Origin of the sequence: Chloracidobacterium sp. (genome assembly GCA_016715795.1) — a bacterium.
Classification (GTDB): Bacteria; Acidobacteriota; Blastocatellia; order Pyrinomonadales; family Pyrinomonadaceae; genus OLB17.
Genome location: JADJXP010000001.1, coordinates 272,035 through 288,742 on the forward strand (window position 1 = coordinate 272,035; position 16,708 = coordinate 288,742).

The window sequence follows — 16,708 nt, forward strand, 5'->3', positions numbered from 1 at the left end:
GCCCTTACCCCGTACAGGCTTCCGCAACAAACCGGTAGCCGACGCCGCGGACGGTTTGGAGTATCTGCGGATCGGCGGGGTCATCTTCGATATGGCGGCGCAGCCGGACGATAAAATTGTCGATGGCACGCGTGTCGGTGTCCACGTTTAGCTGCCAGACGTCGGTGAGTATCTGTGCACGCGATACGGCGCGGCCCTCCTGCGAGATAAGGTAACCGAGCAGGCGCGATTCCATCAGCGTGAGCCGGATCACGGCGTCGCCGTGGCGGAGTTCGAGATTGTCGAGATCGATGGTGCGGCCGTTTACGGTGTAAATGGCGTCAGCCGGCGGCGTGCCGGCCTCGGTGGCGGCCCATTGGCGGCGGCGCACGAGCGCCCTCACGCGGGCGATAAAGATAGCGAGGTCAAAGGGCTTTGCAAGATAATCGTCCGTCCCGGCCTCAAAGCCTTTGAGCACGTCTTCGGGCCGTCCTAACGCGGTGAGCATCAGCACGGGCGTGTGATCGCCCCGGCTGCGCATCTCGGCGGCCACCTCAAAGCCGTCCTTGTGCGGAAGCATCACGTCGAGCACGACGGCGTCGTATCTATTCGCCCGGAGCACGTCGAGGGCCGACTGCCCGTCCTCGGCAACCTCGGCCTCAAAGCCCTCGGCCTCGAGATTGAATCGCAATCCCTCGGCCAGATGCTGCTCGTCCTCTACGATGAGTATCTTCATACCTTTGGCAGCGTGACGATGAACGTGCTGCCTTTGCCCACTCCTTTGCTCTGGGTCGAAACGCGGCCGCCGTGCTTCTCTACGATCGAACGCACGATAGCCAGGCCGAGGCCAGTTCCCTTTACGCCGACGCCATCAGCGTGCGGCACGCGATAAAATCGCTTGAATACGCGCTTCAGATCGCCCCGAGCCAGCCCCACGCCGTTATCGCGAATGTAGATCTCAAAATTCGTCGGCGTAAACCGCAGCTTTACCGAGATGCGCGGGGCATCGGGCGAGTACTTGACGGCATTTTCGAGCAGGTTAGCAAACGCCGTCTGCAGCTCCGCGCGGTCGCCCGCCAACGTGCCGTCACGCAGCGGCAGCGCGAACTTTATCGCCGTCTCATCCAGATGATGGCGGCTCCGCACGATGCCGATCGTCTCGCCCAATAGCTCACCTATCGCGATCTCAGACAGATGCAGCTCGCGCCCTTTTTCACGCGCCCGGCTCGCCTGCAGCACCTGCTCGACCGTGCCCAGCAGACGGTCGCTGTCGGTGAGCATCACGTCGTAGAATTCGCGCTGCTTTTCGGGCCCCACGTCGCGCGTCTTGAGCGTTTCGAGATAAAGCCGGATCGACGCGATCGGAGTCTTGAGCTCGTGGGTCACGGCGTTGAGAAATGCGTCGTGCTGCTCATTGCGGCGTATCTCACGCACGAGAAAGATCGTATTCAGAATGAGCCCCGTGATAATGATCGCAAACAAGATCACGCCAAAAACAAGCAGCGCGACCTCACGAAGATTCAGCAGTATCCAGCCGATATTGAGCGCGATGGCAATAGCGGACAGGCAAATGCCCAGGACGAGGAAAAAGATCGCTGTCTTGCGCCGACGCACAAGGTCAATTAGAAGTGAAAAAGCAAAAAAGTGAAAAGGTGAAAAAGCAAAACCCGCAGGTCCGGACTTTTCACCCTTTCACTCTTTCACTCGTCGCTTTTTCTAAGCCGCTTTTTTCAGTTCTCGCTCGCCGCCGTCAGCCTTCAGGTCATAGGCGTAAACGTCGCTGATAAGGCCGACCTTTTCGAGCAGGCGAAGCTGCACCCAGTTGATGTCGAATTCACTAGGCGCCAGCCCGTGGCGCGCCGAACGCGGGAAGGCGTGATGATTGTTGTGCCAGCCCTCGCCAAATGTCAGAGCGGCGATGAGGCCGTTGTTTCGCGAGTCGTCGCGGGTCTCAAACCGCCGGCTGCCCCACAGATGCGTCGCCGAATTCACCAGCCACGTAAAATGCCAGCCGACGACCGTCCGCAGAATGACCGCCCACAGCACCATTGTCACGCCGCCGATGGCAAAGAGGACCGCTCCGGCGATGATCGGCGTGACCCAATAGAACTTGTCGATAAATACGATGTATCGATCGCGGATAAGATCGGGCGAGTATTTCTCAATCGCCGACCTCGGCTGCACCTGCGCCGTGCCCTTGAATATCCAGCCGATGTGTGACCAGTAGGTACCGTGCCGCGGGCTGTGTGGGTCGCGCGCCTGATCGGTGAACGCATGATGTATGCGGTGCGTCGTCACCCACGAGATCGGGCCCGACTGCACGGCAAGTGTTCCGCACGTCGCAAGAAAGCGTTCCATCCACCTCGACGTCTTAAACCCGCGGTGCGTCATCAGCCGATGATAGCCGATCCCTATTCCCCAGCTGCCCGCTATCCACCACGTGATGACCGCTGCCGCCAGGTTCTGCCAACTGAAGAAGAAAAGCGCGACCACCGCGAGGGCGTGAAACAACGCCACAAAAATGATCGTGTTCCAATGCAGTCTTCCGGCTGCGTGAGGTTCAAAGGTAACGACGTTTTGCATACAATTATTCGGTAGAATTTGAGAGTATGGCCAACAGAAGCGGCCGTATCTCATTACCGTAACAGCTTTTAGCGTCGTCGAATGTAAGAGTTTTGTAAGAGTATTTGTCGCCGCGCAGCTAACCGGAGCATCTCGCCTGCGACTGCACGGCCGTGATCGCGACGGCATCGACGATGTCCTCGGCCTTGCAGCCGCGTGAGAGGTCGTTGCAGGGTTTGTCGAGTCCTTGCAGGATAGGGCCGATGGCCGTGCCGCCGGTGAGGCGTTCGGTGAGTTTGTAGGCGATGTTGCCGGCATTGAGATCGGGAAAGATCATCACATTCGCCTTGCCGGCAACAGGCGAGCCGGGAGCTTTTGAATCGCCGACAGACTTGACCAAAGCAGCATCGGCTTGAAGTTCGCCGTCGATGGCAAGTTCGGGCATCCTAGCGCGAACGGTCTTCGTCGCCTCGACAACTTTATCTATCAATTGATGCTTGGCGCTTCCTTTCGTCGAAAATGACAGCATCGCGACACGCGGCTCGGCCTCTAGTAGAGCCTTGCACGAGTCCGCCGACGCGATCGCGATCTCGGCAAGCTGCCCGGCATCGGGATCGACGACGACGCCGCAGTCGGCGTAGATCATCGCGCCTTTCTCGCCAAAAGCCTTGTCCGGCACGACCATCAGAAAGAACGACGAGACAGTCTTCATGCCCGCACGCGGCCCGACACAACGCAGTGCCGCCGCCACCGTTTGAGCGGTCGTATTCGTCGCACCAGCCACCGAACCGTCGGCTTTTCCCTCGCGAACGAGCAGATTGGCGTAATAAAGCGGATCTTTCACGGCCTGTTCGGCCTCCTCAAGTGTCACGCCTTTTGCTCGGCGAAGCTGATGATACAGCTCGGCCATCTTGCCCAGATCATGATGCGACGCACGGGTGTCGAGCACGTCAACGCCGTTCAGATTCGCTCCGGCTTGGGCCGCCAGCTCACGCACCTTTTCTTCGTTACCAATGACGGTGATCTTTGCGATCCGGTCGCGAGCACAGACAGCGGCAGCCTCGATGGTTCGGATATCGTCGCCCTCGGGCAGAATAATGTGCTGCGGGTTGGCCGCGGCTCGCTGACGGATGTTTTCGAGGATCATGAACGAATCGAATTTAGCATACAACGCACCCTAGCGAAACTTGCACAAAGCACGGGTTTGTCCTTAGACTGAGGAGAAATCAACACGATGGGTAAGAAACGCGAACTAAAACGGATCGAACGCCGCGAGCGATCGGAACTAAAAGGCCGCCTCCGCAGCTTTCTGATGTTCCTTCCGAACATGGTCACGCTGCTCGCACGTCTCTTAAAGGACGGCCGCGTCCCGACGGCCGAAAAAGCGCTTTTTGTCGCCGCCATCGTTTATGTCATCTCACCGCTCGATTTTATTCCTGATGTTTTCCCATTTATCGGCCAGGTCGATGACATTTATGTTGTTGCGTTAACACTTCTTAGGCTGATAAACCGCTCGGACGAGACGGTAGTTCGCCAACTGTGGCCGGGCGGCGGCGATATCGTCGCGTTGGCCGATTCTATTGCCAATATCGCCCCAAAATTCCTGCCGCGACGCATTTCTCGCGTCATTACATCGCGTGTCGAGCTCGCCCCGGCGGGCAACATCCTCCGCGGCGTAACAAAACGCGACGAAGCGGTCGTTCGCGAGATCGTCGGCGAAGACGACTTGAACGTCGCTTCACGCTCCGCGATGACCAACTAGTTTTTACACAAATACCAGCAAAAACGGCACTTTTTTGTGGATTCCGGGCGCTTTTCTAACTTTATCCATTCAAGCTCGTAGTACTCAGAAAATTGAAATTCGGCGCAAGCCATGGGCTTTTCTGGTTATAATATCGTCAACCAGAGAGGCCGGATTCGGATTTTTATGTTTGAACGCTATACGGAGAGATCACGTCGGGTGATCTTTTTCGCACGTTACGAGGCTCTCCAGTACGGTTCACAGGTAATTGCGCCCGAGCACATTTTGCTTGGCTTGATGCGCGAGGATAAGACGCTGTCCGCGCGTTTTTTCCCGTTTCGTCACGTCCTCACCGTCGATACCATCCGCCGCGATATCGAGGAACGCATCACACGCCGCGACCGTATCCCGCAATCCTCCGAGCTTCACCTGTCGGCAGCGACCAAGCAGATACTCTTCTACGCGAATGACGAGAGCCGTCAGCTTCGCAATCGTCACATCGGCCCCGAGCACCTTCTGCTCGGCATCGTCCGCGAAGAAAAGTCCATCGCCGCCGAGATACTCTTTGGCTACGGCCTCAGGCTGCAGGACGTCCGCGACGAAATGACGCGCCAGAGCGGCATTCCCGGCGTGCTGGCGGCAACCAAGGAGAACTCAAAGACGCCGAGCCTTGCGGAGTTCACTCGCGACCTCACGGTTGAGGCCGCCGAGGGCCGGCTCGATCCGCTGATCGGCCGAGAGGCCGAGTTGGCTCGTATCACAGAGATCCTCTGCCGCCGGACAAAGAACAATCCCGTCCTCATCGGCGAATCCGGCGTCGGCAAGACCGCCCTCGTGGAGGGTCTCGCCCAACGCATCGTCGATCGTCGCGTGCCAACCTTTCTCGACAACAAACGCATCCTGATGCTTGACCTCTCGCTGGTCGTTGCGGGCACAAAGTACCGCGGGCAGTTTGAGGAGCGGCTCAAAAAAATAATGACCGAGCTCAAGGAGGCCCGCGAGGCGATCGTCTTCATCGACGAGCTTCATACACTGGTCGGCGCCGGCTCGGCCGAGGGCACGCTCGACGCGGCAAATATCCTCAAGCCGGCTCTCTCTCGCGGTGACATCCAGGTAATCGGTGCGACGACGCCGGGCGAATACCGCAAATCCATAGAAAAGGACCGCGCGCTCGAACGCCGCTTTCAAAGCGTCAAGATCGAGCCGGCGACTGAGGACGAGGCGATCCAGATCATCACCGGTGTCGTCGAGCGGTATGAGGCATTCCATCAGTTGCGATACACAAAAGATGCTCTGCATGCCGCAGTCACGCAATCGAACCGCTACATCGCCGACCGCTTCCTGCCGGACAAAGCCATCGACGTGCTCGATGAGGCCGGCGCGCGAGCAAAATTGAGATTCCAACAAGAGCAGCAAGGCGAGCCGTCGTGGAAAGAGACCGTCGAGAATTGGAAACGCGCATCGGCCAACGAGGATCAGCTGATCTCCTACGAGCTACGCAGCCTCGAAGACAGCTTCTTCGCCGTCGAGGTAACGAAGGACGACGTCGACGAGGTGATCGCACGCTGGACAGGCGTTCCCGTCGCGTCGGTCAAACAGCAAGAGGCCGAGAAACTGCTCCAGATCGAAAACGCGCTTCAGACGCGTATCATCTCGCAGCGGCCGGCGATCTCTGCCCTCGCGCGGGCGATCCGCCGCTCGCGTGCGGGCCTCAAGAATCCGCAGCGGCCTGTCGGCTCATTTCTCTTCCTCGGCCCGACCGGCGTCGGCAAGACCGAGGTCGCACGCTCGATATCCGAATATTTATTTGGCTCGGAACGCGCGCTTATTCGCTTTGACATGAGCGAGTTTATGGAGAAGCATTCGGTGTCAAAATTCATCGGCTCGCCGCCGGGCTACGTCGGCCACGAAGAGGGCGGCCAGCTCACCGAAAAGCTCCGCCGCACACCGTATTCCGTCGTGCTGTTTGACGAAGTCGAAAAGGCTCACCCTGACCTGTTCAATATTCTCCTTCAGGTTTTCGAGGACGGCATCCTGACCGACGCAATGGGCCAGACCGTGGATTGCAAGCACGCGATCTTTATAATGACGTCGAATCTCGGCGCACGCGTCATCCAAAAACGCGCCAGCCTCGGCTTTCAGGCCACCGCCGACGCCTCACGCACGGCGCTCGAGGAGCAGGTGATGCAAAAGGTCCGCGAGACCTTCCAGCCCGAATTCATCAATCGCCTCGACGAGATCATCATCTTTGACGAGCTTACAAACGAAGACCTCCACAAGATCCTCGACCTCCAGATCACACGCCTGAATACGGTCGTCGCGTCGCGCGGCCTAAATGTCGTCCTAACCGAAAAGGCCCAGAAATGGCTCATCGACAAGGCATGCCATGACCGCAAATATGGCGCCCGTCCCCTAAAGCGAGCTCTCCAAAAACACCTCGAAGACGAGCTCTCCGAAGCCCTCATCCAGGGCCACATCGCCGACGACACCACCGTCGAAGTCGATGCCGCCACCGATCGCCTCAGCTTACGCGAACTCCGCCCCGCAGTAGCAGTAGGCACAACACAATAGCCAAATCACCAGGCAAATTAGCCGCGGATTACGCGGATAAAACGGATCAGGACAAATAAGAGAAATGCCTTGCTAATATCATTTAATATCCGCGTTCATCCTTTTGATCCGCGGCTAAATTTTTCTTCTCCTCACCTCGTGCCGCGTGTAACCCTCACCGAGTTTGCAATATCAAAAGCAATAGCTCCGTCGCGAGTCAACTCCACCTCATTGAACAACACCGTCCCGTCGGCCTTGAGCCCGTAGTGCACGCAGAATGGCGCGGCGCGCAGCGTCCAGTGTGCCATTCCCTTTTTCTTGACCAGTGGAAATGCATTCTGCTGCGTAGCCTCGACCGCGCGAAACCCGACCATCCCGCGCCCCTTGTCAAACATCAGTTCCACCGCCTCAGGCGACCCCAAAGCCTCCACCGCCGGCCCATTCAACAAAAATATCCCCTTCCGCCCCAAAGTCACCCTCGGCCTCGACCGGTCAACCCCATTCGGCCTCCCCTGAAAAACCTCCCAACGCTCGATCATGTGTATTTAGCTTCTCCTTATGTGTGATTCTTATCTGACTTCTGAATTCTGACTTCTCACTTCTCATAGCTTATATCATAGATGCAACGTGCTGTCAACTATCACCGGATTGTTGCTGTCCCTGAAAGGGACAAAGACAATAGCCCGGGGTGTAGGCCGCGTCGGCCGGAACCCTGGGTTACCGTTCCCTCAGCGATCCCGACCCTGAAGGGGTCGAACCTCTGACTCCCCTTCAGGGAGCGAATGACGTGGCTCACTGTTCCCGGGGGTTTCCCAAAACCTGCACCCCAGGCTATTATCTTTGTCACCTTCAGCGACCCACAGGCGCAGCAGCCTCTGCCCGCACGCCATTCAACCCCGGAGCCCGGCTCCCGTCGCGTCTCTTCAGCGACGGGAGCAACGGGCGACAAGTCGGTTCGCAGGCCGCAAGCCGCGTGATCTTCTACTGCCTACTGACTTCTGAGTTCTGAATTCTGACTTCTTTTCGCCACCGCCACCCCAAAACCCTCCAACCGCTTCCGCGTCCTGAGCCGACTGGTCGTGCTCAGGACGCGGAAGCGGTTGGAGAAAGAACCGTGCCGGCTCCTAAAGGTCTATGATCGTCTCGTCACCCGCAATGCTGCGGACCTTTAGTCGCAGAGGTTTCTTCTTGGAGGCGATCTTGCCGTCCCAGAAGTCTTTTGTTTTTTTGCCGTCGAGGATAACGAAGCTGTTCTTATCTATCTTTATCTCTGAGTCGGACTTCCACGAGGCTTCTTTGTTGGTGCAGTCGAGCGATACCATCTCGATAAGTTCGAGGCCGTTGTCGCTGATCTCGATCTTTGTAAAACCGCCTTCTGGCTCTTCTTCGACTTCTCCGACCTCGGCAACTTCAACCAGCAGATGGCGTTTCTTTTGCATCTGAAGCTCGCGTTTCTGGTTGTATTCGTCGATCTTTTGCATCAGGCGGTCTGAGACAAAGCTCGTGAACTCAACCTCATAGCCGTCTTTAGTCTTTCGCAGTTCATATTCCGCTATGTCGTTGAGAACAATGTTGTCGAGGACCTCTTTCAGGTCGCGAAGTTCGATCGTGATATCGAGATCATTCTGCTTTGCGATGAACTCTTCGAGGGCAGACCGGTCATCGATATCGATATAATAGACGACCACCTTTCGGACGCCGTCGGGCAGGTCGGGCATAGCTTCGACAATGATGCGGTTCATCGTCACGTTATCGAGAACCTTTGTCGAATGGTCAAGCAGGTTCGGCACATATACCGGTATCATGCCCAGCTTGCTGTCTTCGATCGCCCCTTCCCAAAAACTGTCGAGCTTGTCTTCATTACGCAAACCGTGGATAAGTTCCTTTAGCTTATCCATAGTCTGCGCCGGATTGCGGAATAACGAAACGCCGTCTTGGATGTCAAGGACAGTGAAATCGGCGTTTCGTTCCAGTAGCCCGTCGCGCGCGGTTTGAATTGAATTTGTGCCGGTATCCACATGAATAAACGACCGACCAAGATCATCGGCGACTTTTGAAGCAACGCCGCTTCCCCCAAAAAAGTCAGCAACGACCGTCTTGCGCCCATCCTCGCGTATTTCATTGGACGATGCTTTTACAATGCGTTCGACTAATTCCGGAGGTTTCTGTGTGGCGTAGCCGGTTCTTTCTGGATGGTTACCGCGAAGAAATGGGATATCGCTCCAAACGTCGCTCAATGCTTGCCCGTCCTCAATTATCTCGTCGAGATAACGCTTGTACGGCTCTTGGCCAGTGGCTTGTCCGCGCGTTTCCCAAACCCATTCTTTACCATCCTCATCTTTATGAATCTTCCGCCGGAGAGATTTGATTCGAGCGTCTCGGTCATGTTCGATCGCAACCGCCGACATATCAATCCGCTTATCGACGGCCAAGCCATATAGGAACAATGTGTCATGTTTCGCATTAAACTTATTGGAAATGTGCATCTCTCGTCCGGGATAATGCCATACGATCTCATTCATAAAGTTATCTTCACCAAAAACCTCATCCATCAATATCTTCACATAATGTCCAATATGCCAATCTAAATGAACGTAGATACTCGCCGTTTCGCTCATTACGGAGCGGATCGCGACGAGGTTTTCGTACATCCAGTTTAGGTATTGTTCCTTATGCCAGATGTCACCATACATCTTTTCTTCAAACGCCTTTAGTTCGTCGTCCTCAAGTTCCTCGCCTGCGGCCAACGCCTCGGCAATCTTTGGGTTTTTCCGCAGGTATATCTTTTTTGCGTAATCGGCTCCGCTCGCAAACGGCGGATCGATATAAACGAGATCGACCTTTATCCCCTGATCCTTGAGATATGCACAAGCCGAGACGCATTCGCCGCGAATGACCAGATTATCGCCGCCGCCGTTTACCTTTTCGATCTCTTCGACTTCATACAGCGGCATCCCGCGACGGATTCGCTCCTCGACCTTATCGGCATCGCGATAGGCAAGCATGCGCCTCGTGCGGACAAAGTTATTCAGTATCGCCTGTCCGTCGATGGTATTAGGAAAATAGGGAACGTACTTTATGGGCATATTGTCATGAATTGCCTCCAGCTTTAGCTGGAGGTCAGCGGGCAGAATGGTTCGGGCTTTAGCCCAACGTTTTTGGCTAAAGCCCAGAAACTTCTTTTCAAACAATCCACGCTCTAAAGTGCGTGGCAACTCATTAGACCGAGGCCGCTACGCGGCGAAAAACTGGTCGATCTTGTTGCTCAACTTCACCAGATTTTCATTCGCATCATCAGCATCGGTCAAATAAAGATAATCAAATTTCTTATAATCGAACTTCTCGTTGTTCAGTTTCAAAAACTCTGTCTCGACAAATTTTCGTCTCAAAATAAAAGCCTTTTGATCCGCGAAACCCGAGCCCTTTGTTTCGAGTATCAACACTCGAAATATCTTGTCGTCCTGTCGCTCAATGATAAGGAAGTCGGGTGTGTAAAGGCCGATCCGCTTTCTATCCTTGGCCTCTCCCGAATAACAAACGATACGGAAATCCGTAACGTCTCTATCGCCATTAAAGTAAACTTCCAGGTTCCTATCGCGCACCGACTGAAGGCCGAGGATAGTTTCAAGAAAGTCTTTCTCAAAGCCGCTGTCGAACTTGTACGGAAGATAATGGAATGTTCGGTCCTTGTTCGTGACCGGCATCGAATAACCATTAGGAACGTTTGGCAGCATATTTTCGAGCCCTTGCGAACGCAGCAACTCGACAGCTTTGTCATAATCCGACCGACGTTTAGCTATTTCTTCCTCAACGCTCACGCCCTTTGCATCAAGGGCCAGGATCTCATCAACATCCTTTTCGATAGGCAGATAGTTTCTTGGTTTGGCGATCTCCGACAACTTTTCAACGAGTAACATCTGGGCGCTTGCCGGGATGATCTCTTCGCGAGTCAAAAGATCGCGGTGGCTATGAAACGCGAGCCTGATATGCGAATTTATTGCCGCTATATCGTGAAGGTCATTGAAAAACCGCTGTCCGTCCGTTTCGACGGTGACGCTCTCGAATATTTCCCGAAGCTGGTCGGTAAAGGGCCGCAACTCATCCAATGAGACGGCTTGGAAACCGTCCCGAAAGATCGAAAATCGCCAGCGATCAAAATTTGCGGCCGCGCCTTTCCATTGTGAAACAACCGATGTTGTCACACCTTCGCCGTCAGCAAGGTTTCGAGTGGCGATGATCGCGGCGTTATGAAAATCCTTGGCGTCTATCGCCGCTATCTTAGCGGCAGGGTCGGCATCAGACTCCGTAACCACGGTCTCGTATTCGACATTGAGTTGATAAAACTCGACCTTTGGTAGTTTCAAATGGTCTATCCGTGAATAACGCTCAAGCGAATCTCCAACTTTTACCTTTCCGGCGGAATTGAGTTCGGCAATTGAGGTCTTTTGCTTCTTGCCAAGCTCGTCGTTTAGGGTCTTTGCATTGTCATGGCTAAGCCATACGAGCGCCGTCTGCTCGGTGTCGTTCCCGACTTGCCGCAAACAGCGACAACTCGTCTGCAAGACCATGTTCTTTGGGCAATCGCCGGACTGAGAGAGAATAACGCCCGTCAAGCTGCGGCAATCCCAGCCCTCTTTACCGATCTGGGCGAGTAGGACTATCTGCTTTTTCGACGACGGATCGTCGAGCATCTTGAATTCCAGTGCGGCGTCGGGCGGCGTCGGATGTTTCTTGTTCCCGATATGGAATCTAAGGATCGATTCCGGATCGATGCCCATCTCGCCGGTCAGAAAAGGAAAGACCTCATCTTCAAGCCGGTCGATCAGTCCACAATAGATCGCAAGCTTTGCCATGGTTCCGTCCTCATATCTCGTTTTGCCGTATTTCTCACAAAACTCTTTGACACCCTTTTCAACTATCTGTAGCGAGTTTAGCCCCTGCTCCTCAAATTTGATCTGCGGCGTTTTCAGGAAGGTTCGAACCGCGTCAATGAGCGGATAGTAATAGATCGTGTTGGTTATCTGTTCGGACTGTAGGGTTATCTTGTCGTCAAGGACGATCTTTTCGCGTTTTTCCAAATATGGCGTGCCGGAATAACCAAGGACGCTGTTGGTATTCCCTGTTTCATTCCATCCGTTTACCACCTGACGAAGCTTGATGTCTGAGTCAGTTGCGTGGTGGACCTCATCAATGTGTATCTGTAGGTTTGGGATTTTTCCGATGAAAGAACGCAACTCATTGGCAAGTTCATCCTTCTCCGTTTCACCCTCGAGGAAGAGATGGCCTTGCTTGTCGATCTTGAGCCGGTCAAGGATTACTTTTTCCGCATTGACGACCATGACTAAGCCCATCAAGTCGTCGAATGGTTGGTGTCTCGCTATCTTCTGAACATTTGGGTTCTTCGCCTTATTGCTCTTGGTCGCAGATTTGGCCTCGTCAAGGACTTCGAACTTTATTTGGCGTTTCAAATTGGACGCCGCCGGTTCTGGGATCACCCAGGACGGGTCGAAACGCTCTATGGTTTTCAGACTCGGCACGATCGAGGATTTCAGCCCCGAAGGCACCAGGACAAGAAAGTTGTGAGCAAACAGCCTGTTCTCGGGTTCGGTCTGAGCAAAATAAAGGTCGAGATACATGATCGCGGCCATCAAGAACGTTTTCCCGGCTCCCATCGGCAACGAAAGCAAATAATCGGCGTATTCGACACCGTAGAAAACCTCTTTTGCAGCTCCCGCAAAATCAAACGTATCGATGCTGTTCGCGACAAGGTTCTCTTCCTTTGACGGCGTCCGCGTCGTATTGCCGGCCTGTTTTCGGACAAACTCATAGATAGAGCGAGCGGCAACAGAATCCGAGAGTTTCTGACGAGCATCCTCCGTTAATTGCAGGTTAGCGAGGTCCAACCCGTGCGAAAAGAATCCTTCGACCAGTAGTTGCCACAGAGGTTTGTTTTCGCCCTTGAGTTTCAGGAAGAGATACACTTCAATCGCTTCGACCTGCGGTTCCCGAAGAAAGCCACGGGCTCGAATGTATGAAATGACCTCTTTGACCTTGCAATCGGGACTATCGATCCACGATTTGGCCTTTTGGAAAATGATCTCGTTGAGCATTAGGGAATTTAACTAGGGCATTATACAACCGAACGCCCTTTAACGAACAACGAACAATGAACAGTGAACCCTGAATGGAAGTGGAGAACGGGGAAATGGGTTGTGGGGAATCGAGAATTGGGAATGAGGACAAGGGTGACATCAACGGATAACGGATAGTGAATAACGGACAGTTGCGGAGAGGGACAAGGGAGAGACGCGGAGAGGTGGGGCCGGGAAATGAGAAGTGAGAAATGAGAATTGAAAAAGACGTGGGGCAGATTTTGTCGATACAGTGCGGTGTTTTTGTCGATACAAAACGATAAAAGCGGGCCTTTTGTCGATACAGAAAATGGCAAAATGGACCTTCAGCCGATCGGGCATTTACTTTCGACCGACCAGGGGTGTTTGGCGTGGACAGAGGGCAAAAACGGCGGACAGTGACCGGCGAATTTGCTCCGTGTCGTTTTTTCTATGTTAACCGTTCACCATTCACCGTTCACCACTGACAAAGCAACCTCGCAAAACGGCGCAGAATCATAGAGGCAAGTCATTATTCGGCTTTGAAATGCACCCTCTGTTGGGTATCCTAATAGTTCGCTTTTTGGGGCGGCGGCAGATGTGGCTTTTCGAGGCCTTTTGCGTGCCCTGCGGGCGGGCGGTCCAAGCGGTTTTGTATGGTAAAGTTCAGCGTTCCGGCCCTGTGTCTATTGCTCTTATCGGTGTTTGCGGCCGCGCCCGTCTCGGCCGCCTCTGACGAGCGGCCGCCGGCCCGCGCCGCAGCCGCACAGCAGGTCGTCGAGAGCGTCGATATCCAGGGAAACCGACGCCTCCGCGACGAAGACCTCTTGTATTACGTCAAGACCCGCGCGGGCGACGTCTTCGATCCTGCAGCCCTCGAACGCGACCTTAAGGAGCTGCTCTCGCTAAACTTTTTTGATAAGACCGCCACGCGCGTCCTCGTCGAGGACGGCATCCGCGGCGGCGTCAACGTCATCTTCTCGGTCCGCGAACTGCCCATCATACGCGATCTGCAATTCAAGGGATCAAAGGCCATCAGCGAATCGGACATCCTCAAGAACTTTCGCGAAAAACGCGTCGGCATCTCAAAGGAATCCGTTTATGACCCTGTAAAAGCCCGCGGCGCAACGCGCGTCCTGCGCGAGCTGCTGGCCGCAAAAGGCTATCCGAACGCCACGATCACCGTCCAGGAAGAAGAGGTCTCGGCCACCTCGATCGCCCTGATATTCAATATCGATCAGGGCAATCGCTCGCGTATCGTCAAGATCGAGTTTGAGGGCAATGACCACTTCAGCGACGGCGAACTGCGTGGCTCGATGCAATACGTCAAGCCGACCGGCCTCATCTCGCGTGTCAAAGGGATGGACATCCTTCATCTCGAAAAGCTCCAGGCCGACCTCCAGCGCAACGTCCGCGCCCATATGTGGTCAAAGGGCTATTTTCAGGCCCGCATCGGCGAACCGCGCGTCGAGGGCCTAGGCTATAAACGCACGGGATTCCCCATTCTAAAAGCGTTTCCCTTGCCGCTCGTCACGTCAAAGGACGACACGCTGCGTATCATCGTCCCCGTCACCGAGGGTAAGGTCTTTCGCGTCGGCGAGCTAAAGGTCGAGGGCAATTCTATCTTTTCCGAGCAGCAGATCCTCGGCTACGTCGGCCTCAAACAAGGCGAGATCGCCGACGGCAAACGCCTGCAGGACGCAGTCTTTGAAGACCTAAAGAAAGTTTACGGCTCGCAGGGATTCGTGCAGTACACGGCCGAGTTTGACCCGCAGTTCAAGGACAATCCCGCAAAACCCGACGAAGGCATCGTTGACATCACTATCACCATCGAGGAGGGCAAACAGTTCCAACTGCGGCGACTCGAGTTTACGGGAAATACGTTCACGCGCGACAAGGTGCTGCGGCGCGAATTCTTACTAAACGAAGGTGATACATATAACCAGAACTTCCTCGAGATATCGCTGGCTAGACTGAATCAGACGCAGTATTTTGACCCGATCGACAAGGACCAGGACGTTGAGATCCGGACCGATGAAGAAAAAGGTGATGTTGACCTCGTCGTTAAGGTTAAAGAAAAAGGCCGACAGCAAATCTCATTCAACGGTGGCCTCGCCGGTATCGGCGGATCGTTCTTTGGGCTGGAATACTCGACAAACAACCTCGCCGGCCGCGGTGAGGTGCTCTCATTCAGCCTCGGCTATGGCAATCGGCAGCGGAGCATTCAATTCAGTTATCAAGAACCGTATTTTCGTGACCGCCCGATAGCTGTTGGACTTTCGGTATTTGCCAGCAGATATAAGTTCTTTGGCGAGGGCACATTCCTGACTCAGAATCCGGACGTGCTCAACGACCTATTCAATCCCTTAGGCTCGGTCGTGACGGATGAGGCCAACCTGTTTACGCAGAGCACCTATGGTGCGAATGTTTTCGCAACAGCACCGTTGTCTGAGTTCTTTTTTAAGAAACGTCGCTTCACACAATTCTCTCGTATCGGCCTGACGTACCAGTTCACGGCCACGAGCATCGAAGATCCCGAAGTAAATTCGCTCGGCGACCCCGCTGCGACGATACCGGTCATTTACCGTCAGCCAAACATTCTTACAAGCCGCATCGTTGGGACCTTTGCTTACGACACTCGGCAGCCAGCAGCAAACGGTATCGATACGGTCGGCGGAAGACAACTGTCGCTCTCGTTCGGTTTTGCAGGCCTTGGCGGAGACGTACGGACCTACCAGCCGAATGTTCAATATTCGCAGTTCATTCCGGTAAGGAACAAGAAGTCGAAAACTCCGGACGTGTTAGCTTTTCGCGTTCTGGCGGGAACGATCGGCACATGGTCAGTCAAGGACAAGATCCGTAACGCTAACTCGCTCTCGTTCGTGGGCGGTGTCCCGATCTATGAACGCTATTTCCTGGGCAGCGAGAATGATATTCGCGGATATGATTCCCGGTCGATCGGTCCGATCTCACCGTTCGACACCTATGTGACGAGCCGTAACGTGGTCGTAAGCGCGAACGCAGCCGGAACCGCAAACACTCAGACCGGCCTCGACGACCGCACGCGAGACGAGATCATAGCGATAGGTATGCTGACCGGTGCAGGCGGCACCAATCCCGCTCTCTACACACGCAACTTCCGATTCATCGGCGGTGACACCGAGTTCCTTGCGAATGTCGAATACCGTCGGCCGCTGTTCGGGCCCGCAACGATGGCGATCTTCGCGGACGTCGGCTCTGTATTCAACCTACGAAAGTCGGGAACGCAGATGATCAACAGCGAGTTCCTACCTGACGAGCAGTTGATCGGTGCCGGCCGCTTGACCGCGTTGGCATTGATCAATACGCCGGTTCTCGAGAGCAGCTTTGGCAGTCTTTTGTATTACCGCGACCGCGTGATGACAAAGACGGATTTCATCAATGAGTTTTGTCGAGGAAACCGCTTCGGCTGTCCGACAGCCCTTTCGCCGCAGGTTCAGCAACTGTTTCTTCGCGGCGAAGTTCAGCAGAACTCATTGTTGAGGGTAGACGACGCAAAGTTTGGCAAGCTCAATGATTTCAAGTCTAGTGTCGGTGTAGAGCTCCGCGTGCAAGTCCCAATTGTCAATGTGCCGTTTCGCCTGATCTACTATTTCAACCCTAATGGCAAGTTCGGCCTTACAGAAGAATTGCCCGGAATTTATCTCCCCGGAAAACGCAATGGATTCCGTTTCACGGTGGGAAGGACATTTTAGTATGAAGATTGACAATGAATACCCATTTAATT

At 54.5% G+C, this 16,708-nt stretch carries 10 protein-coding genes; 3 read left to right on the forward strand and 7 right to left on the reverse strand.

Annotation, left to right across the window (positions count from 1 at the left end):
* Positions 1 to 4: 4 nt before the first annotated feature.
* The 4 genes from IPM59_01375 to pta form a co-directional block, all read right to left on the reverse strand.
* Positions 5 to 715 (reverse strand): response regulator transcription factor, encoded by a 711-nt coding sequence (locus IPM59_01375; protein ID MBK9214244.1) that lies wholly within the window; start codon positions 713 to 715, stop codon positions 5 to 7.
* Complete coding sequence (locus tag IPM59_01380) at positions 712 to 1,602, reverse strand: HAMP domain-containing histidine kinase (protein ID MBK9214245.1); 891 nt, start codon at positions 1,600 to 1,602, stop codon at positions 712 to 714. Before IPM59_01380 ends, IPM59_01375 begins: the two co-directional genes overlap by 4 nt.
* A gap of 93 nt (positions 1,603 to 1,695) precedes the next feature.
* A complete protein-coding gene (locus tag IPM59_01385) occupies positions 1,696 to 2,562 on the reverse strand; it encodes a fatty acid desaturase (GenBank protein MBK9214246.1) in 867 nt (288 codons plus the stop codon).
* A gap of 118 nt (positions 2,563 to 2,680) precedes the next feature.
* On the reverse strand, positions 2,681 to 3,688 hold the full coding sequence (gene pta, locus IPM59_01390) for a phosphate acetyltransferase (GenBank protein ID MBK9214247.1): 1,008 nt from the start codon (positions 3,686 to 3,688) through the stop codon (positions 2,681 to 2,683).
* A gap of 87 nt (positions 3,689 to 3,775) precedes the next feature.
* On the opposite strand from pta, the gene IPM59_01395 reads away from it, so the two are divergent.
* Positions 3,776 to 4,303, forward strand: coding sequence for a DUF1232 domain-containing protein (locus tag IPM59_01395; GenBank protein ID MBK9214248.1), 528 nt, complete (start codon positions 3,776 to 3,778; stop codon positions 4,301 to 4,303).
* Positions 4,304 to 4,468: 165 nt separating this feature from the next.
* Positions 4,469 to 6,853, forward strand: coding sequence for an ATP-dependent Clp protease ATP-binding subunit (locus IPM59_01400; GenBank protein ID MBK9214249.1), 2,385 nt, complete (start codon positions 4,469 to 4,471; stop codon positions 6,851 to 6,853).
* 131 nt (positions 6,854 to 6,984) lie between these two features.
* Here IPM59_01400 and IPM59_01405 read toward each other — a convergent pair whose 3' ends face one another.
* From IPM59_01405 to IPM59_01415, 3 genes are all read right to left on the reverse strand, one after another.
* Positions 6,985 to 7,371 carry a hypothetical protein gene (locus IPM59_01405; GenBank protein ID MBK9214250.1) on the reverse strand — a complete coding sequence of 129 codons (387 nt, stop codon included), beginning with the start codon at positions 7,369 to 7,371 and terminating at the stop codon, positions 6,985 to 6,987.
* 585 nt (positions 7,372 to 7,956) lie between these two features.
* Entirely contained in the window at positions 7,957 to 9,918 is a 1,962-nt protein-coding gene (locus tag IPM59_01410; GenBank protein MBK9214251.1) for a site-specific DNA-methyltransferase, read from the reverse strand.
* 147 nt (positions 9,919 to 10,065) lie between these two features.
* Positions 10,066 to 12,942 carry a DEAD/DEAH box helicase family protein gene (locus IPM59_01415; protein ID MBK9214252.1) on the reverse strand — a complete coding sequence of 959 codons (2,877 nt, stop codon included), beginning with the start codon at positions 12,940 to 12,942 and terminating at the stop codon, positions 10,066 to 10,068.
* Between the two features lie 656 nt (positions 12,943 to 13,598).
* On the opposite strand from IPM59_01415, the gene bamA reads away from it, so the two are divergent.
* A complete protein-coding gene (gene bamA, locus IPM59_01420) occupies positions 13,599 to 16,676 on the forward strand; it encodes an outer membrane protein assembly factor BamA (GenBank protein MBK9214253.1) in 3,078 nt (1,025 codons plus the stop codon).
* Positions 16,677 to 16,708 lie beyond the last annotated feature (32 nt).